Here is a 20,336-nt window from a genome sequence, read left to right as displayed (position 1 = left end):
CAACGGGCGGGAAGGTCCGCTATAAAGGTCGTCACCCACCGATCGTAAAACCGACTGTCCGCAATCAGTCGGTGAAGCAGACCTTTTTCCGCTGTTGTATGACCGGCAGCTCCTGGCCGATAACAGGCATTAGTGAACGACTGCTAGGCGTTGTCATATTTTTTTAAATCTACCGAGTAGTCGTCAATGCCGATTGGAATACCGTCGCGAATCACAATCGTAACTCTGTGTTCATCCTCCCATTTTGGGGCGGCAATCAAGGAGGGCGAATCGGTGTTTCACTTCTTGGGTTTCATCAATGCGAAATTCCAGCCATTCAATTTTCTCGCCCACACTGTCGATTCCATTCGGAAAATGACATGGGTGCCTAGTATCGTCGGGATCTAATGCGACGAATCTATATTGCTTTGGTTGCCAGAAGAGGCGACGAAAAAAGTCTGCTGGAGCACGCTTGATGACGGCATGGTATTCAGCCTGGTGCCGTGGAAGCTGGTGCTTGAACGTCGACTGGGGTAGCAACTTGCCGCGACAGTCCGCGGTGGTGACGTGTCCTGGGAGCTTGGCAGAAAGCGTGGGCCGTCAGTTTGAACATATCTGTCTTGGCCATAGTAATCAGCGTCTGTCCCTGAATGCACTCGTACGAAGGCCTATGTCGCAGTTGATCCAGGATCACGCTGGCCGGTAGGAGCATGGCGCCGTGGTGCGCGGCGGTACTGGATCGGCGAGATCCCGCGCGCCAACTTGAAGGCACGACTGAACGAAAACTCCGACTTATAGCCAACGCGCGAGGCGATCTCGCCAAGTCGCAGCTCGGTTTCCTCCAAGAGTTGCGCGGCAATTCCCATGCGCCAGCGCGTCAGATATTGGTGCGGCGGCTCGCCGACCAAAGCGCAGAAGTTGCGGGCGAAAGCAGCGCGCGACAAGCCAGCTTCTTTTGCGAGTTGCTCCAATGTCCAGGCATGGCCGGGGGCTTCGTGTATGCGCGCGAGAACCCGCGTCATGTGCGGTGAGCGCAAAGCTGAAAACCAGTCGTTCGCCTCCGGCGAGGAAGCATCGGCCCACCCGCGCATGAAGTAAACAAACAGGGACGAGAGTAGGTTGCGCACTACGATATGGTTGCCGAAGTTCGGCGTCTCGACTTCGTGGCGCAGCATGCGCAGCGTATCGCTCAGCGATGAATCGCCAGGTTCCATTCCAGCGCGCAACGCCACGACTTGCGGTAATGCTCGCAGGGCAGGAAGCGTCAGGTGCTGATCCAGGTCGAACTGGCCGCAAATTAACGTGGTGGCCTTTGGAACGCTGTCGAGAACACCATCGCGTAGGGCGAGGAAGGATTCGAGCGGCATGACTCGGCCGCGCTTCGAATAGGCCACCTCATGCGCGCTGCCACGCGGAAATATGACCATTTCGCCAGCCTGAAGCTCGATGAGTTCTGCATCGACTTGGCGGACGAAGGCTCGTCCTTCTGCGACGAAATGAAACACCACAGCATCGCGAGCTTGCGCCGCAAACCCCCATGGCCCGGCCACGCGAGTGCGCACCAGCACCAAGCCATCGGCCCGAACTACTTTCAACCAACCATTTAATGCGTCCATCACCATACGTTAGCAGAATAAGACGAATTGATATGTGTTTATGAATTTTATGCATGGTTCATCTTCTTCGCTGCTAATTTAATACAGCCCACCACAACCAGGGGGTGAAACCATGAATAGGATCGTCTCTAAGCCGCAATCGGCACCATCTACACGCGCCTCTTCAACCAGGGCGCGTCCGAGCTCCGGTCGGAGTCGCAGCGAATTGGCAGGCGCGAGAATGTCTGACTTCCGTTACGTCGATGAATAGTGGGAACTGGCATTGCCAGACAACGGGGGGAGTGGCAAGCAATAACGCATAGTGCGGGGCGACGACACCACCACATGCCGCCCTAGATTGTTTTGTAGCTGCCTCGAATCCATTCAAGGATCGCCGCTGCGTACTCGTCCGCACAATCCTCCCAGGCGAAGTGACCCGGTGGAAAGCGTAGAGACTTTCCGGCCAGGGGCTGGTGAGCACCAAGGGAATTCCCTCGCCGACTCGATGGCGTTGAAAGCGGATCTTCAAGCCATCGACTTCGATGAATTCCACGTTACCCATATCTATCGGTTTCGTCATGTCAATATCCTTTCTGTTCGCTCAGAACATCGTGTTCGCGTTGTTTGCATTCTTCGGCACCGGCTGCAGCACATCCCAGTGCTCGACGATCTTGCCGTCGGCATCGAAACGGAAGATGTCGACGCCTGCGGTTTCTTGGCCAGCCCAGTTCAAGTAGCGCACGTGCACAAAGGCCAGATCGCCATCGATCGCGATGCGCTTGACCTCACAGGGGATGGGCCCGGCCTGATTGATGTAGCCCACGATGGCCTCCAGCCCATCCGGGAATAATGGGTTGTGCTGAATGTACGGGCCAGCCACGAGGCCCGGATACAAGTCCCCTTGTCCCTGGTTGAAGACTTTGTCGTAGATGGTCTCTATCACTTGTTTGATGTGGTCTCTAGCTTCCATATCTGGCCCCTAAGGTTTGAAAGAACCTCATTAGAAACCATTGGAGGAAGATGATCCATGCCGATATCGCGCAACTACATATCACTTCGTCTCATCTTGCTATAGTGGGCTGATGCAAGCATTGAACGGTTGGTTGAAAGCGATCTGCGCCGACGGTTTGGTGTTGGTGCGCACGCGCGTGGCTGGGCCATGGGGTTTCGCATCACGTCGACGCTACGATAGCCAAGCGGCGGGGGTTACCGATGCGGAAGGCAACGGTATCGTCACCGAGTCACGCCTTTACCAACTTGTGCGCCAGTTTGGCAGGGTGAAGGAATCCACCTTCGAAATTTGTTTTCTCGATGCAGGCGTCGGCGCGTTTGCCTTCACTTTTGGCTGATTGCACGGTTGACGCCGAAGGCCCTACTGGGGGTAGCTTTGGTTGAACATTGGTTAAAGTCAATTGCCGATATGGATCTTCGGTGTTACGGACATACCTACTCGCAGCTTCGCCGCCACAGGCTGGCCAGCATTGATGCGAATACGAACAGGCAAGCGCTGAACGATCTTCGTGAAGTTGCCGGTGGCGTTGTGTGGCGCAACGGCAGAATATCTGACTCCGCTGGCCGGCCCCAGGCTTTCCACCGTTCCTTTCAGCACTTCGCCCGGCAAGGCACGGCCTCTCGGTCATCTCCGCCGCCACCAGCAGGTTCAGATGTGCTGAAAGGCCTTCGACTGCGCCCTCGTCCAATATTCGGAAATAAAGTTCTTTGCTGAAAATTATTGAGTGGGCAAGGGGACGGAAGTAATAGACGTGGAATTATTCGACACTGGCAAGCCACATCTGAATAGCAGCATCCCCCTTTTCTACAGTCCCGCATGCATTGTCGGACACCCGCTTGTTGCCCTCAATGGTCATGCTGCGCGCCGTCTGTGTCTGGTCAAGTAGAAGTGATCTGCGCGCGATCCAATATTGCGTGCAACAAGACATTGCAACCAGCCTCGAGATGCTCTGGCTTGGCATCCTCGATTTCGTTATGGCTGATTCCGTCTTTGCAAGGCACAAAGATCATGCCAGACGCCGCCACCCGGGCGACATAAATGGCATCGTGACCAGCACCGGAGACCACGTCCATCGTGGAATAACCAAGCTTGGAGGCCGCTTGCCGTACAGCAGCAACGCAATCTGGATGAAATGGGCACGGAGGGTAATGTGATACGCGCTGAATCTTAATCTCAAGCCCGGTTTCTTTACGCAGTTTCTCGACAAACGACAACATCTCGTCGTGCATTTTATTGAGCAAAACTTCGCTTACATTGCGCAAATCGATGCTGAACCTGACTCGCCCCGGAATCACATTGCGGCTGTTCGGAAAATTCTCGATGAACCCGACAGTGCCGCGTCCGTAGGGCGGATAACGATGCGCAATATTTACCGTTTCCTCCATGATTTTTATTGCTACCTGCAAGGCATCCTTGCGCAGTGGCATTGGGGTCGGGCCTGCGTGCGCCTCCATTCCCGTGACTTCGCAGTCGTACCAGGAAAGGCCAAGCACCGCAGGTACCACACCGATCACTTTATCGGCATTTTCCAATACGGGCCCTTGCTCGATATGCGCCTCGAAATAAGCCCCAACCGGATGTTGTCCTGACTGCTCGTCGCCGATATAGCCAATACGTTCCAGTTCGTCACGTACACTCTTGCCGTCGGCATCCCTCGCCGCGTACGCATGCTCCAAGGTGAAAGCGCCACAGAACACGCCAGAGCCCATCATCACGGGAACAAAGCGCGATCCCTCTTCATTGGTCCAAATCGCGACTTCAATCGGCGCTTGGGTCTGGATGTTTTGTTCATTCAGCGTACGAACCACCTCCAGAGCCGCCAGCACACCATAATTGCCATCGAATTTTCCGCCTGTGGGCTGGGTGTCGATATGACTACCTGACATGATTGGCGGCAGCGTCTTGTTAAGGCCATCCCGCCGCATGAACACGTTTCCGATTTTGTCGACTGTGATATGCAAACCGGCTTCCCTCCCCCACGAAATGACCAAGTCGCGGCCTTGTTTGTCCAGATCGGTCAAAGCCAGGCGTTTAACACCGCCTTTTACTGTCGCTCCGATCTCGGCGAGCGCCATGAGGGAGCGCCACAGGCGCTCACCGTTTACTGCCAATGTGTCGGTATCCATTCTTTGCAATCCTATTTTTTTAACTCTACCCACGCGGGCGTTGTACCTGCTATCTACGCATTCAATGCACTTCATCATGGAAAATGGATCGAGATAGACGTCTTGGCCAGTCAACCCAAGGCATCTAACATCGGCGAAAATGGCGGGCGGTCCACATGACGTCCCGCACCTCTCACGGCGCGCAACTCACCGTGACGAAACACCAATTTTCCAGCGCTGAGCGTGTGGCTGGGAATACCGCGAACGGTGCGTCCTTCCAGCACGTTGAAGCCACCTTTGGCAAATTGCGTCTTGGCAGAAATAGTGCGCGTGCCTTGCGGATCCCAGACCACGATATCTGCATCTGCGCCAACCGCAATGACGCCTTTACGCGGAAACATATTAAAAATCTGCGCCGCATTACTTGATGTCACACGGACGAATTCCGAAGGCGTCAATTTTCCTGTGTTTACTCCGGCGTCCCAGATTACGGCCATCCGGTCTTCAACGCCACCACAGCCGTTCGGGATTTTGGTGAAGTCACCGCGTCCGTTCGCTTTCTGTTCTTCGCAAAAAGTGCAGTGATCAGTTGCGGTCGTATGCAGATCGCCGGTTTGCAAACCTTGCCAAAGCGCTGCCTGATGTTCCCTGGAGCGAAACGGCGGACTCATCACATGCGCGGCTGCGAAATTAAAATCGGCATTGCAATACACGCTGTCGTCAACCACCAGGTGGCCGGCCAGTGCTTCGCCAAATACCCGTTGACCTTTGGCGCGCGCCCGAGCGATCGTTGCCAGCGAGTCGGCACACGAAACGTGCACGATATAAATGGGCGTGTTGAGTACATTTGCAATGGCGATTGCACGGTTGACGGCTTCATCTTCCGCCACTGGCGGACGCGACAAGGGATGCGCGTCCGGACCAGTCCTCCCTTGTTTCAACAACGCCTGTTGCAACTGAAAAACCAGTTCGCCGTTCTCCGCATGCACCGTCGGTATCGCCCCCAGTTCCAATGACCGGGCGAAACCCTTCATCAACAGTTCATCGTCCGCCATGATCGCGTTCTTGTAGGCCATGAAATGCTTAAAACTATTGACCCCATGATCCCGGACCAGGATTTCCATATCGGTGTGTACTGAATCGTCCCACCAAGTGACCGCGACGTGGAAAGTGTAGTCGCCTGCCGACTTCTCGGCCCAGCCGCGCCAAGTCTGATACGCCTCCATCAAGGATTGCTGTGGATTAGGTATGACGAAATCCATGATCGTGGTCGTGCCGCCGGCCAGGCCCGCAGCCGTTCCGGTAAAAAAATCATCGGCAGTGACTGTCCCCATGAAAGGCAACTGCATGTGAGTGTGCGGATCAATACCGCCTGGCAGCACATACTGACCACCGGCATCAATCACTTCCGCACCCGGCGGGGCGTCGAGATTTTCACCGATGGCGACGATCTTTCCGTCCTGGCACAGAACGTCTGCGCGAAACTCACTGTTTGCGTTAACCACGGTACCGCCGCAAATTACGATAGACATGATGTTTTTCCTCAGCGCTGACGCACAGGTGCAACCGGAAAGGACTCTTGCTTCCTGACCATCAACACACCATAGACAAGAGCAGAAATGGCAACGCCGACAAACCAGGCGTAGGTGTAAATTATCTTGAATCCATTCGGGATATCCGCAAAAGACACCGGGAAAGCCGCATTCAAAAATCCCGGAATATTCGGCAACACCCCAAGAACACAGGCGATGATCGCGGCCGTGTTCCAGCCGTTTCCATATGAATACTTTCCGTTATGTTTATAGAGTTCATCGACGTCGAGTTGCGTTTTTCGGATCAGATAATAATCAACAATAAGAACGCCGGCGATCGGGCCTAATAGCGCGGAATAACCGATCAGCCAAGTGAAAATGTAGCCTTGGGAGCTTTCGAGTATTTTCCACGGCATCATCGCGATCGCAATGAATGCTGTCAGATAGCCGCCAGCTTTGTAGGAAATATGATTCGGGCTGAGCGATGAAAAATCATAAGCCGGGCCAACCAGATTCGCGGCCAGATTCACGCTGGCGGTGTCAATCAAGAGAACAATCAGAGCGATCAACACTGCAACTCCGGTCATGCGGCTGGCCAGGTCGACGGGATCCCATATCGCCTCGCCATAGAGCACAACGGTGGCCGACGTCACGACCACGGCCAGCATTGCCAGCAGACCCATCGGCACAGGCAAGCCAACCGCCTGCCCAATCACCTGATCCCGTTGCGTTTTGGCGAAACGGGTGAAGTCAGGGATATTCAATGCCAAGGTGGCCCAGAAACCGACCATGGCAGTCAGCGACGGCCAGAAGACCGCCCAGAACTGCCCGGCTTTTTTTCCTCCGGCTACGAATTGCGACGGTTGTTCAAGCATTGGGCCAAAACCGCCAGCCTTGTTGTAGACCCAGCCAAGTAGGACAAAGCAGATCACGATCTTGATCGGCGCGGTATAAGTTTCCAACTTGCGAATCGACTCGATACCATGCAGGATGTACCAGAATTGAATGGCCCAGAACCCGACAAAGCACGCAAATTGCGCAGCATTGATGCCTAGTCCGGCGATCTTGTCGCCGCCGAGAGGATGGCCGAGCATCACACCGATCAAGGTATAGATCATCATGCCGCCAAACCAAGTCTGGATCCCATACCAGCCACAGGCGACAATCGCGCGCAACAGGGCTGGCAAACGTGCCCCAGCAGTGCCGAACGAAGAACGTGCAAGCACGGCATAAGGAATGCCATATTTCGTGCCGGCATGGCCAATCAATAACATCGGCAACAGCACTATGACATTAGCCAAAAACACCGTCGCCACAGCCTGCTTCCACGACATACCGCCTTCAATCAGACTGGCGGCAAGTGTGTAGGCAGGAATACACATCACCATGCCGATCCACAGCGCGGCAAAGTGATACCAGCGCCATGTACGTTGACTGGCCTTGGTCGGTGCCAGGTCTTCATTCCAGAGCCCATTGCTATCTGATAAATCTCGATTCACAGTTTTGATCTCCGTAATGATGATGAAAATTGTCTTTTATGAATTTGCAATTTTTTTCAACATTTAGCAATTGGACGTGTCTTAAAAAAACATCCAAGTAAATCCGTGCAGCTATATTTATTGCAATATGCAAAAAATATCCGGCGTTTTAAAAACCATTAAGCGGCACTCACTGACCCGCCACTGGTCTGCTTCCCAACATAAGCTTCATAACGCAGCAGGGTCCGATTCTCAAAAGAACGGACGATGAAGAAGCGATTCAATGAAGAACAGATCATTGGATTTTTGAAGGAAATCGATGCCGGTCTATCGGGAAATGAGCGGTGCTGCAAGCACGGCTTCTCGGTTGCGCTTGATATCGGCAATAAAATTTGTCGACTTAGTGTGATGCAGATTGACTCGACGGAAGCGGAGGTTAAACTGCTGCCAGTTGAACTGTCGGTGGCAAAAAACTGCTCAGATACAGACAATAAAAAAATATGCAGGGTCAATCGCGTTGAGAGTCTGCTTTTAAGAATTACGACAAGCAGGTATGGGGCGTTAGCTGTCGGCCATTCGAAAAAATAGAACGCCAGCTAACGCTGCATCACTCATATTGATCGATGAGTTGCTTTGCAATTGGAAAGAGAGCTTCCGGGGATAAGTCGCCAAGCGCCAGGACTGGGGAACTGTCTATCATTGGATAGTTGCGCAAGCTGGACCGGCGATATGCAACATCGTAATGCGAGCGCATCAGGCGTTCAAACAAGGCCGGAATTTCGCGCTTGTTGGCCAAATCCTCCCATGCGGCCACTTCCGCGTTGCCGACCAAAGGCCGAAGGAATTGCAGCTTCGCCACCAGCGAATTCGGGTCGCTCTCGAAATGCGCGTAATCTTCCCGCCACATTTTTACCCGTTGCGGCATGGATGTCTCCACCTGCAGAGTGACGCCCGCTCTCATGGCCACCAGTAAATTTTCCGGTAACTGAACATTCCCGATTTTCTTACTCTCGGCCTCTACCCATATTGGACGGTCGGCTGAATAGGTGGAAAGTTGGCGCAACAAAAAACTGTCAAACAGTTTTTGTGATGGCTGTGTGTGCCCAGGAATGGCGCCGATGACTGAGCCGCGATGAACGGCTAATTTTTCGAGGTCCAGGACTTGGGCGCCGGCCAGATGCAATGCAGTGAGCAAGCGTGTTTTGCCGCATCCTGTCGGGCCGGTTAAGACGTTGTAGCGATACGTTCCTGGCAAGTTCTTGAGTTGTTCGTTGACGCTGCGGCGATATTCCTTCCACCCACCCTTGAGGCGCTCTACGCGATAGCCGATGACCTCGAGCGCATCGCACCACAGGCGGCTACGTTTGCCGCCGCGAAAACAGTAAACAAGTATGCGGCTCTTGCGGTTATAGGTATCGAAACTTTCACCCAAATGCCTGGCGATGTTCATCAACGAATACTGCACGCCGATTTTATAGGCGCCCATCGGGTCTGTGCGATGCAACGTTCCCACTTCTGCATATTCATCGTCGTTCACCACTGGAAAATTGACAGCTCCAGGAATATGGTCCTCCGCAAATTCACGGGGGCAACGTGCATCGATGATGAGGTCGTAATTTTTAAAGTCGTCCATTTTCCGCAATGCGCAAATTTTTAGTAACCCTATAGATTACCTCAATTTTTAACTTCCCCTAGAAATTAGGCCTATTGGTTTTCGCAATCGTAAATCAGACAATTGACTCTTGATTCGTTCGTTTTTTTCTATGCAATTCAAATGTGATTTGCGCCAGTAAAGGCTGCGTGCAATTAATGAAAAACTTCAAGCTGAGCACCATTATTCGCGCTGACTGTTTTCATTTTACTGAGCCGATTCAGATAATAAATAGCACGTTGAAAAACATACTTTATAGATCATGACACTGCCTAACATTCTATGACTTTTTCTCGATAAAAATATTTGCAAACAATGGCGAAATTGGGATTTGTCTTATAGCTAGTTTAATTTATCTGTGAAATTATTTGCAGGCATGTAGTACGGCGAAAAATAATTTCAGAAAAGAGATGGACCCTTCTGAAATTCTATGAAGAGTCGTGAAATGTACGCGGTATTTACGAAAAATACTGTTGTTGCTCACTATGATTTCTATCCCCCCACTGCGATGCCGCGCAGAAAAATAACCCAGAATAGGTACATCGCGATGAGTCTTTCCCGCAATATTCTTTTCGGCAAACTCGATACCACGCTTTTCAAGGCGATAGAATCCGCGACAACCTTTTGCAAACTGCGCGGTAATCCCTATGTCGAGTTGGTGCATTGGCTGAACCAGTTGCATCAACTTCCTGACGGCGATTGGCAGCGTGTCTTGCGGCATTTTCAAATCGACACAGCGACACTGGACCGAGATTTGGCTTCCGCATTGGCGTCGCTTCCAGCGGGTGCGACGTCCATCAGCGATTTTTCTCATCATGTTGAAACTGCGATTGAGCGTGCATGGGTGACTGCCACTTTACTCGCGGGCGACTACCGCATCCGCGGCGCCTGGTTACTGTGCGCGTTGGTTGAAACACCTGAATTACGGCGCGTGCTGCTCAGTATTTCTCCTGCATTTTCCAAAATTCCTTCACAAGACCTTGCCGACCTTTTACCTGCGATTGTGCTTGAGTCGCCGGAAAGTCACGAGTCGTCACACGATGGTTCTGGTCTGCCTGCAGCCGTACCAGGGGAAGCCAGTCGCGCGATGACGAATCCGGCGTCGGATAAGTCACCCTTGGCGCAGTACTGCACGGACCTGACTGAAAGCGCCCGCGCTGGGCGCATTGACCCCGTTATCGGTCGCGAACATGAAATCCGTACCATGGTCGACATCCTGCTGCGCAGACGACAAAACAATCCCCTGCTGACTGGGGAAGCCGGCGTCGGTAAAACTGCAGTCGTCGAGGGCTTGGCACTCGCGATTGCGAAACAGGAGGTGCCGCCGGCATTGCGCGAGGTACGTCTACTGAGCCTGGATGTGGGCGCGTTGCTGGCTGGCGCCAGTATGAAGGGCGAATTCGAGTCGCGCCTAAAAGGACTACTTGAAGAAGCCACGCGCTCTCCGGTTCCGGTCATTCTGTTCATCGATGAAATCCACACCTTGATTGGCGCCGGCGGACAAGCCGGTACCGGCGATGCTGCCAATCTGCTGAAACCAGCCTTAGCACGCGGCACGCTACGAACCATTGGCGCCACCACCTGGAGCGAATACAAGCGCCATATCGAAAAGGACCCGGCGTTGACTCGCCGCTTCCAGGTGCTACAGGTGATGGAACCGGAAGAAGTCGCCGCAATCAACATGGTGCGTGGATTGGTCGGAACTTTTACCGAGCACCATAAGGTGTGGATTATGGACGATGCAGTACGCGCTGCCGTCACCCTGTCCCACCGCTACATACCTGCCCGCCAGCTCCCAGACAAGGCCATTAGTTTGCTGGACACAGCCTGCGCACGAGTCGCCATGTCATTACACGCTCCGCCTGCACGTGTGGAATATCTTCGTCAAAGCATGGCCGCGGCACAACTTGAACGCGAACTTATTGTTCGTGAAGCCAGCATCGGCCACGCTAATACGCTGCGTCTGTCAGAGGTTGAAATATGGCTGTCAACTCTTCAACAAGAACTATCCGAACTGGACGCGCGTTGGCATGAAGAGCGCGCGCTCGTCGAAGAAATCATTCATAAACGCAGCGCACTACTTGCCGCACAAGATAAAACCGAGGATAAGGACAATAGCGCATCACCTCCGACATTGGCGGAACTGAGTGAGTTGGAAGTGAAACTTGCCGGGCTACAGCAAGATACGCCACTTATCACGCCGCATGTCAGCGAAGCCATCGTTGCCGCGATTGTGTCAGATTGGACCGGCATACCCCTAGGTAGAATGGTCAAGGACGAAATCAGCGCGGTGCTGGAGTTGCCCCAGACCCTGGAGCAACGCGTCATAGGGCAGCCGCACGCTCTGGCAATGTTGGGTGAGCGCATTTTGACTTCCAAGGCGCGCCTCACGGACCCTAATAAGCCGGTTGGTGTATTCCTGCTGGTCGGACCTTCCGGTGTCGGTAAAACCGAAACGGCACTGGCATTGGCCGAAACGCTCTATGGCGGTGAACAGAATCTCATCACCGTGAATATGAGCGAGTACCAGGAAGCGCACACCGTCTCCACGCTGAAAGGCTCGCCGCCAGGATATGTCGGCTATGGCGAGGGTGGCGTGCTGACAGAAGCCGTACGTCGCCGGCCCTATAGCGTAGTACTGCTCGATGAAATCGAAAAAGCCCATCCCGATGTACATGAAATGTTCTTTCAAGTCTTCGACAAAGGCTGGATGGCAGATGGCGAAGGCAAATTCATCGATTTCAAGAATACCGTCATTCTGTTGACCAGCAACTCCGGTTCGGAATTGATTTCTGCCTTGTGTGAGGACCCTGATACGGCGCCTACCTCGGAGGCGCTTGCGTCAGCCTTGCAACCTGAGTTGCGCAAAGTCTTTCCTGCAGCCTTCCTTGGCCGTCTCGCCGTGGTGCCATATTTGCCGCTGGATGACGCATCTCTCATTCGTATTGTTCGACTGCATTTGGACAAAGTCATTGCGCGTATGCGCACGCAACACCACGTTGCCCTGGAAATTAGCGACGCGGTGGTTGCCCACATCGTTGACCAATGCGGCACTTCCGAGTCCGGCGCACGGTTGCTGGTCAGTTTTATTGAGCAGCGCATTTTGCCCAAGCTGTCGCGGCTTTGGTTTTCCTCAATGGAAGAAAACCGTAACACGCATCGCAGTATTACCCGTATCCATCTCGACTTTGACCCACAACACGCAGATGGAGGGCTTCGCTACGAGACCAGTTACGACTAAGCCCATTTTAACAATCGCATCATCGCCCCACCTTACTTGAAGGGAGTTTTTATGAGCAGCAGCAATAATTCGCAAAAATTCATCGCCCGCAATCGCGCGCCCCGTGTTCAGATTGAATACGACGTTGAAATCTACGGCGCCGAAAAGAAAATCGAACTGCCATTTGTCATGGGTGTGCTCGCCGATTTGTCTGGCAAGCCAGTCGCACCGCTGCCAGCGGTTGCAGACCGCAAATTTCTTGAAATCGATATTGATAATTTCGATGAGCGCATGAAAGCGATTGCCCCACGTGTCGCCTTCTCGGTGCCGAATACTTTGTCCGGCGACGGACATCTAATGGTCGATATCACTTTCGAGAGCATGGATGACTTCTCGCCAGCGGCCGTCGCCAGCAAAGTCGATGCGCTGAACCAGCTCCTGCAGGCGCGCACACAGCTCTCCAATCTGCAAACCTACATGGACGGCAAGTCCGGTGCGGAAGGCCTTGTCAACAAGCTGTTGCAGGACCCTGCCTTGATGCAGGCCCTGGCGGCAACTCCCAAGCCGAATGGCGCCGACACCGCAACCAAGTTGAATTAAAAGAGAAGGAAAACCATGAGCGTCCAAAAAACGACTGCTGCCGGCGCAACTGCCAAATTATCTGTCGGTCAAGCTGCTACCCAATTTGCTACTCCCGATGAATTCTCGGCATTGCTTGACCGCGAATTCAAGCCAAAAACCGACCAGGCGCGCGACGCCGTCGAAGCTGCCGTGCGCACCCTGGCGCAGCAAGCGTTGGCCAATACGCAAACCATCAGCGACGACGCCTATTCGGCTATCGAATCTGTCATCGCTGAGATTGACCGCAAGCTGTCCGAGCAAATCAATCTGATTCTGCACAAGGAAGAATTCCAGCAACTGGAGTCGGCCTGGCGTGGCCTGAGTCACTTGGTCACCAATACGGAAACGGATGAGCAACTCAAAATCCGCGTAATGGATATCTCCAAGGACGAATTGCGCCGCACCATGCGCCGTCATAAGGGCATTGCGTGGGACCAAAGTCCAGTCTTCAAGCGCATCTACGAAGAAGAGTTTGGTCAACTCGGCGGGGAGCCATACGGCTGCCTGGTGGCCGACTATTATTTCGACCACACGCCACCTGATGTAGAACTGCTGAGCGCGATTGCCAAAATCTCTGCCGCGGCACACGCTCCGTTTATTGCGGGCGGGTCGCCATCTTCTTTGCAAATGGAAAGTTGGCAGGAATTGGCCAACCCACGCGATTTGGCCAAGATTACCTCGAATCTGGAACATGCCGCCTGGAATTCACTGCGTGACACCGACGATGCGCGCTACATCGGCTTGGCCATGCCGCGCTTCCTGTCGCGTCTGCCATATGGTGCTAAAACCAACCCGGTGGATGAATTCAATTTTGAAGAGCAAACCGACGGCGCGGATCACAAGAAGTACATCTGGAGCAACGCGGCTTACGCGATGGCGGTCAATATCAACCGCAGCTTCAAGAACTACGGCTGGTGCACGATGATTCGCGGCGTCGAATCCGGCGGTACTGTCGAAAACCTGCCATGCCACACCTTCCCGACCGACGATGGTGGCATCGACATGAAATGTCCGACAGAAATCGCCATTTCAGACCGCCGCGAAGCTGAACTCGCACGCGCCGGCTACATCCCCTTGGTACATCGCAAGAACACCGATCACGCGACCTTCATCGGTGCCCAATCCCTGCAAAAGCCACAGGAATATCACGATGCCGATGCAACGGCCAACGCCAACCTGTCGGCACGCCTGCCGTACCTGTTTGCCAGCTCACGCTTTGCGCACTACCTGAAATGCATCGTGCGCGACAAAATCGGTGCGTTCAAGGAACGTGAAGATATGCAGCGCTGGTTGAATGAATGGATTATGCATTACGTCGATGCTGATCCTGCTAATTCTTCGCAGGAAACCAAAGCCAAGCGTCCGTTGGCGGCGGCCGAAGTCGTTGTGGAAGAAATCGAAGGCAACCCTGGTTTCTACAGCGCCAAGTTCTTCCTGCGCCCTCACTTCCAACTGGAAGGTTTAACTGTTTCGCTGCGACTCGTCGCCAAGCTGCCGTCTATTAAGCAAGCCGCTTGATGAAAGATGGGGAGCTTTAATCGGCGCCTCATTTTGCGACTTTAGTTTTACCGAAGATTCGTAGCAGTCAGCAGAAGGAACGTGAATATCGCAAGTTCGTCTGCTATTTTTAGGTAGTACTTTTTCAACGCAAATAGAAGGAATATGACTATGGCACAAGATATTTTTATCAAAATCGCGGGCATCGAGGGTGAATCTGGCGACGACAAGCACAAGAACGAAATCGAAGTCAGCAACTGGGCATGGGAAATCCGCCAGGACACCAATATGCATTCGGGTAGCGGCGGCGGTGCAGGCAAGGCGACTGTGGAAGACCTGACATTCGACCATTTCGTAGACCGTTCCAGCCCTAACCTGATGAAGTACTGCCTGAGCGGCAAACACATCGACACGGCGGTCCTCGTGGTGCGCAAAGCCGGCGGCAATCCGTTGGAATACCTGAAACTCACGATGAGCGATGTCATCGTGACGATGGTCAAGCCTTCCGGCAGCAGCAAAGACGAACGGATTTCCGAGCAAGTGCGTCTGTCGTTCGCCAAAGTCATGCAAGAGTACATGGTGCAGAACGCGCAAGGCGGCAGCGGCGGCGCAGTCACTGCCAGCTACGACATCAAGGCCAACAAAGAAGGCTAATTGCCGTTGCATCGACACGTCTGGGATTGGGTATGCCTGCGTGCATATCCGGTCCCAGGTATTTAGTCAGACCGGAGCTTCGATGCTCTCTCCCCGAGAATGACCAGATAACTTCATGAACCCTCTTCGAACACATTTCCGTCGCTGGCGTCTTGCAGTTTTGTCGAGCTTGATGCTCCTGCTACTTGCCATCCCGGCGCTCGGTCATGCCCAGGTGATCAAGGAGCCGACCAAGCTCGACATCGCGATTCGCGCCGCCGACGGCGTCAATCCAACCGACCAGGGACAAGCCGCGCCCATCATGGTACGCATCTATGAATTGAAGTCGGACGAGGCATTCAAGCAAGCTGATTTTTTTACCTTACAGAATACCGACAAAGCTGTGTTAGGCGCCGACATGCTGGTCAAGGACGAATTTATCCTGCGCCCTGGCGACAGTAAAACCATCCGCCGTCAATCCTATGCCGACACCACCACCATTGGTGTGCTGGCCGCGTATCGCGATTTGCCCAATGCCACCTGGCGTCAAGTCTACAAATTGCCCGACGCGCCGGAAGCCGCCTGGTATCGCAGCGTGCTGCCTTCGCCTAAGGCCAAGCTGAATATTGAGCTGCGTACCAAAGACATCAACATCACCGAAATCAAGTAGAAAGCGCGTATTTCATGAGCTGGCATAACAAAGTCATCTGGACCGAAGGTTTGTTCCTACGGCCCCAACTCTTTCAGCAGCAAGAGCGCTATCTGGAGAGCTACGCGCATTTGCGCGCGGCATCGTCGACCCCGTTCTACTGGGGTTTCCATCGTTATGCCATCGACATTGGCTCGCTCTCGCTTGGCAAACTGGTGATTTCGAGTGCTGCGGGCATTTTTACCGACGGCACGCCATTCCAGATGCCGGCGCAAACGCCGCCGCCTCCGCCGTTGACCATTCAACCGGAGCATATCGACCAGCTGATTTATCTGGCAGTGCCGATTCGCACACCGAACGCCGAAGAAGCTACCTTCGATGAAGGCAGTGGCGGGTCGCTGGCGCGCTACGCTGTGATAGACGAAGAGCTGCGCGATGCCAATTCGATTGGCCAGGGCCCAAAGTTGGTGCAGCTGGCGCAGTTGCGCTTACGCCTGCTGCCGCACAAGGAATTGACGGACGCCTGGATAGGCCTGCCGATTGCCAAGGTCACCGCGCTGCATTCGGATGGCAGCGCCGAACTGGATTTCAACCTGATTCCGCCGGTGACGGGTATTGGCACGAATACGCTGTTGTCCAGCTGGGTGACAAAAATACAAGGTTTGACCCATTTGCGCGGGAATACGCTGGCATCGCGCCTGACTGGCGCCGACGGCAAGGCGTCCGACGCCGCCGAGGTCTCCGACTATCTGCTGCTGCAAATCCTCAACCGCTACGAGCCGTTGCTCAACCATATGCTCACGGTGCAGGAAACTTCGCCAGAAGCCTTATATGCATTGCTGTGCAGCTTTGGCGGCGAACTGTCGACCTTCGTTCGGACCACCACCCGTCGTCCCAAGAAGTGGCCAGCTTACCAGCACGTCAATCCATACGTCACTTTCAAGGAATTGACTGACGATGTACATGCGATGCTGAACGAAGTGCTGGTGCGCAGCGCGCAACGCATTGACTTCGAAGTCCGGCCGCATGGGATGCGCCTGGCGTCGATTGACCCAGCCACGCTGCAGAGTTTTGGCAACGTGGTGCTCGCGGTCGCCGCACAGATGCCACCGGATTTGCTGGTCACCCAATTCGCCGCGCAAAGCAAGGTAGGTCCATCCGACCGCCTGCTGGAATTGATTCGTTCGCATCTACCTGGTATCAGCATGTCGGCGTTGCCGGTACCGCCGCGGCAAATTCCGTTCAATGCCGGTTTCGTCTATTACGAGCTCGGCAACAGCGGCCCGATGTGGGAACACATTCTCAAGCACGGCGGCCTGGCCATGCACATTGCGGGCGACTTCCCTGGATTGCGCCTGGAACTCTGGGGCGTGCGGGAAAAGTAACCGCAGCACACCGTCGCGAAATGAACAAACAGCTAAAGGATGACCGAGCATGACTTCCCTATTTGACAAATTCTCCAGCCGCACACTCAGTGTGAGCAGTTCCGTAATTCCGATACTGATGAGCGAGCCAGCATTGGTGGCGGTATCGATTATTGGCACAGAGGGCGTGGACAGCCTGTTCGATTATCAAGTCATCCTCAAGACGCCCGATGCCTTAAACCATCTGATTAGCCAAACTGCTGACTTCGACACGCAGGAATGGCTGGGCCAGGAAATGTCCGTACAGATTCAGCTTGAAGGCAGCGGCAGTTTCGTTGCTGGACAAATGGGCGTGAGCGGCATGGGCAACGTCGGCGCCGGCGTGCGCGAAATCAACGGCATCATTGACGATGCCAGGTTCCTACGCATCGAGGGCCGATACGCCTTCTACGAAGTCCGGCTCAAGCCTTGGCTGTCTATGGCCACCCTGATCACCGACTGCAAAATTTATCAGGACAAGACGGTCAAGGAAGTCATCGACGAGTCGTTGTCCGGTCTGAACTATTCGATTGAATGGCGGTTAATCGACACCTATCCGAAGCGCGACTACACCACCCAGTTCAATGAAAGCACTTTCCATTTTGTGAGCCGGCTGTGCGAAACCTGGGGAATTTCCTATTTCTTTGAGCATAGCGATGGCAAGCATCGTCTTATTTTTACCGACTACATGGGCGGTTATCGGCCCAATGCCAGTGAAGCCTATCAAACGGTTCTGTTCCACACGCCGAACGCCAAGATTGACGAAGAATATATCCACGCCTTTGTCCCCGCCAATAAACTCGCTTCCGGTATTTTTACGACCAGGGATTTCGACTACACCAGACCGCGCGCCGACCTGACCGTCACCCAGGAAGACCCGATTAAGGATGCCGGCCATAATCAACACGAGGTGTATGAATGGCACAGCGCTGGCAGCGGTCATAGCCATTACGCGCAGCCGAAAGCCGGTCCGAACCAGGCGACCAATGTACCGTTGGACGAGGGCCAATTCCTGGCCCGTATCCGCATGGAGCAGCTGCACTGCAAGGCTTATCGTGCCTACGGCAGTGGCCACCTCAAGGGTATGCAGCCAGGTCACAGTTTCAAACTCCACGCTCACCCACGCAACACCGCCAATATCGACTACCTGATTCTCAGCACCAAGCTGACCATCCGGGAAGTCGCCCAGGAAACCCAAAGCCCGGGTAATCCGAACGCGCAACGCCACGAAGTGGAGGTCGATTTCGATGTCTATCCCTTGCGTGGCGCCGGCAGCTATCGTCCTGCCAGCAAGACGTCGGTGCCAAAGATGTTTGGCGTCGAGTCTGCCATCGTGGTTGGGCCAGAAAATCAGGATCTTTGGACTGATCATCTGGGGCGCATCAAGATACAGTTCCACTGGGACCGCCTCGGACAAAACGACCAAAACAGCTGCTGCTGGGTCCGCGTTTCTTCGCCATGGGCAGGTAACCAGCTGGGCGGCGTGCATATCCCGCGTATGGGGCAGGAAGTTCTCATCGGATTTATCAGCGGCAATCCGGATTTGCCAATCTGCACAGGCCGCGTCCATAACCAAAGCAATTTACCGCCATGGCAATTACCTAGCCAGCAAGCGTTGTCCGGTTTTCGCTCCAGGGAGCTCACACCGGGCGGAGGTAACGCCGCAGGGGGGAGAAGCAACCATCTGGTGATGGACGACAGTGAGGGCAAGATTCAGGCGCAGCTGAAATCGGATCACCTGCACAGCCAGCTGAGTTTGGGGTACATCACCCGTATTGAAGATAATCAAGGCCGCAAGGATGAACGGGGCCAAGGATTTGCCTTGGAGACTGGGGGGCACGGCGCTATCCGAGCCGGCAAGGGGATGCTCATTTCCACCGATGCACGCGATAAAGCCCAGGGTCACATCAAAGAAATTGAGGAACCGTTACGGCGTTTAACCAACGCTCGCGACCAGATCGAGCAGTATGCCGGCTACGCACAGCAGCTCGATGCTCAAGACAAAAATGGTGACCAAAGCGACGTCGCCAAGGCAATCAAGGAGCAGAACGATGCGCTCAAGGGAGACGGCGAACAGGGCGAACTGACGGCACCGCATTTGCTGCTGTCCAGCCCTGCCGGCATCGAGAGCACCACCCCGCAATCGACGCATATTGCCAGCGGCGAGCATATTGCGCTGACCAGCGGCGGGCATCTGAGCTTGTCGGTGGGGCAGCGTCTCCTGGCCAGTGTCATGAACGGCATCCGTCTGTTCAGCTACCAGCTCGGCATGAAGCTGATCGCCGCGGCGGGCGACATCGATATCAAGGCACTCAAGGACAGCATTAATGTGCTTGCGAAGCTGAACATTACGCATACCGCCAACCGTATCACCATTACTGCGAAGGAAGAGGTACTGATCAACGGCGGCGGCAGCTATACCAAGTGGCAGGCTGGCGGAGTTGAAACCGGCACTCGCGGCAGCTGGCTGGTGCATTCAGCCAGCAAGAACTTGACTGGGCCGGCGAACTTGTCCAGCCCGATATTGGCTACCCCAATCACTCGGCCGGAGCCGGCCAGCCTGGTATTGAATCTGACTTCGCATGGAAAACAAAGTCGCGCATTTGCCAACGAACCCTACCAACTCTACAAATCTGGAACGAAGATACAAAGCGGTATGGCGGATGAATATGGACAGATTTTAATTGAAAATCATCAAAGCGATACCACCGCCTATCAGGTCAAATTAAGCGACGGGACGAACCTGGAACTACAAGTTCATCAGAAATTATCCGCCAGTGGTGAACATCAGCTATCGAACCAGGGTTACCGGGCTCATCTCATCCAGAGCCGCGACGGCGCCAAACCGACGGACGCATCATGAATAATACCGTTCTCAAAACAAATAAAAGCAATACCACCCACGTCGATTTGCACAGCCGCACCTGCATCGCAACGGTGCAATGGTTTTGCGAGCTGGAT

General features: G+C 54.1%; 15 protein-coding genes and 2 pseudogenes. 10 read left to right on the top strand and 7 right to left on the bottom strand.

What is annotated here, in order from left to right; translation table 11 throughout:
• Positions 1-441: 441 nt before the first annotated feature.
• A pseudogene (locus AC07V8_RS22925) lies at positions 442-588 on the top strand (DUF3363 domain-containing protein); the annotation flags it as partial.
• Positions 589-647: 59 nt separating this feature from the next.
• Here AC07V8_RS22925 and AC07V8_RS22920 read toward each other — a convergent pair.
• Both AC07V8_RS22920 and AC07V8_RS22915 read right to left on the bottom strand, forming a co-directional pair.
• A complete protein-coding gene (locus AC07V8_RS22920) occupies positions 648-1,601 on the bottom strand; it encodes an AraC family transcriptional regulator (protein WP_494680445.1) in 954 nt (317 codons plus the stop codon).
• Between the two features lie 574 nt (positions 1,602-2,175).
• Positions 2,176-2,544, bottom strand: coding sequence for a nuclear transport factor 2 family protein (locus AC07V8_RS22915; RefSeq protein WP_494680444.1), 369 nt, complete (start codon positions 2,542-2,544; stop codon positions 2,176-2,178).
• 238 nt (positions 2,545-2,782) lie between these two features.
• Here AC07V8_RS22915 and AC07V8_RS22910 point away from each other — a divergent pair.
• Positions 2,783-2,923: pseudogene (locus AC07V8_RS22910) on the top strand (hypothetical protein); the annotation flags it as partial.
• 59 nt (positions 2,924-2,982) lie between these two features.
• Here the strand turns inward: AC07V8_RS22910 and AC07V8_RS22905 are convergent.
• From AC07V8_RS22905 to AC07V8_RS22890, 4 genes are all read right to left on the bottom strand, one after another.
• Entirely contained in the window at positions 2,983-3,195 is a 213-nt protein-coding gene (locus tag AC07V8_RS22905; RefSeq protein WP_494680443.1) for a hypothetical protein, read from the bottom strand.
• A gap of 269 nt (positions 3,196-3,464) precedes the next feature.
• Positions 3,465-4,712 carry a Zn-dependent hydrolase gene (locus AC07V8_RS22900; protein ID WP_494680442.1) on the bottom strand — a complete coding sequence of 416 codons (1,248 nt, stop codon included), beginning with the start codon at positions 4,710-4,712 and terminating at the stop codon, positions 3,465-3,467.
• A 110-nt stretch (positions 4,713-4,822) separates the two neighbouring features.
• Positions 4,823-6,223 (bottom strand): dihydropyrimidinase, encoded by a 1,401-nt coding sequence (hydA, locus tag AC07V8_RS22895; protein WP_494680441.1) that lies wholly within the window; start codon positions 6,221-6,223, stop codon positions 4,823-4,825.
• Positions 6,224-6,234: 11 nt separating this feature from the next.
• On the bottom strand, positions 6,235-7,722 hold the full coding sequence (locus AC07V8_RS22890; protein ID WP_494680440.1) for an NCS1 family nucleobase:cation symporter-1: 1,488 nt from the start codon (positions 7,720-7,722) through the stop codon (positions 6,235-6,237).
• A gap of 246 nt (positions 7,723-7,968) precedes the next feature.
• On the opposite strand from AC07V8_RS22890, the gene AC07V8_RS22885 reads away from it, so the two are divergent.
• On the top strand, positions 7,969-8,289 hold the full coding sequence (locus AC07V8_RS22885; protein ID WP_494680504.1) for a hypothetical protein: 321 nt from the start codon (positions 7,969-7,971) through the stop codon (positions 8,287-8,289).
• Positions 8,290-8,308: 19 nt separating this feature from the next.
• Here the strand turns inward: AC07V8_RS22885 and mnmH are convergent, their stop codons facing one another.
• Positions 8,309-9,334: a tRNA 2-selenouridine(34) synthase MnmH gene (gene mnmH / locus AC07V8_RS22880; protein WP_494680439.1), complete on the bottom strand. Its 1,026-nt coding sequence runs from the start codon at positions 9,332-9,334 to the stop codon at positions 8,309-8,311.
• 565 nt (positions 9,335-9,899) lie between these two features.
• Between mnmH and tssH the strand changes: the two genes are divergently transcribed.
• From tssH to AC07V8_RS22845, 7 genes are all read left to right on the top strand, one after another.
• Positions 9,900-12,593 (top strand): type VI secretion system ATPase TssH, encoded by a 2,694-nt coding sequence (gene tssH / locus AC07V8_RS22875; protein WP_494680500.1) that lies wholly within the window; start codon positions 9,900-9,902, stop codon positions 12,591-12,593.
• 51 nt (positions 12,594-12,644) lie between these two features.
• Complete coding sequence (gene tssB / locus AC07V8_RS22870; protein ID WP_211443017.1) at positions 12,645-13,172, top strand: type VI secretion system contractile sheath small subunit; 528 nt, start codon at positions 12,645-12,647, stop codon at positions 13,170-13,172.
• A gap of 15 nt (positions 13,173-13,187) precedes the next feature.
• A complete protein-coding gene (gene tssC / locus AC07V8_RS22865) occupies positions 13,188-14,711 on the top strand; it encodes a type VI secretion system contractile sheath large subunit (protein WP_494680438.1) in 1,524 nt (507 codons plus the stop codon).
• 150 nt (positions 14,712-14,861) lie between these two features.
• The gene (locus AC07V8_RS22860) at positions 14,862-15,344 is read left to right on the top strand and encodes an Hcp family type VI secretion system effector (protein ID WP_494680437.1); all 483 of its coding nucleotides are present in this window, start codon (positions 14,862-14,864) and stop codon (positions 15,342-15,344) included.
• A gap of 172 nt (positions 15,345-15,516) precedes the next feature.
• Positions 15,517-15,993, top strand: a complete 477-nt coding sequence (gene tssJ, locus AC07V8_RS22855) for a type VI secretion system lipoprotein TssJ (protein WP_494680436.1) — start codon at positions 15,517-15,519, stop codon at positions 15,991-15,993.
• 14 nt (positions 15,994-16,007) lie between these two features.
• Positions 16,008-17,357 (top strand): type VI secretion system baseplate subunit TssK, encoded by a 1,350-nt coding sequence (gene tssK / locus AC07V8_RS22850; protein ID WP_494680435.1) that lies wholly within the window; start codon positions 16,008-16,010, stop codon positions 17,355-17,357.
• Positions 17,358-17,406: 49 nt separating this feature from the next.
• Positions 17,407-20,238: a type VI secretion system Vgr family protein gene (locus AC07V8_RS22845; RefSeq protein ID WP_494680434.1), complete on the top strand. Its 2,832-nt coding sequence runs from the start codon at positions 17,407-17,409 to the stop codon at positions 20,236-20,238.
• Positions 20,239-20,336 lie beyond the last annotated feature (98 nt).

Source organism: Collimonas sp. GW821-FHT02H07 (genome assembly GCF_059421505.1).
Note: the sequence above shows the minus strand (reverse complement) of the source record. Positions and strands in the feature narration are given on the sequence as shown.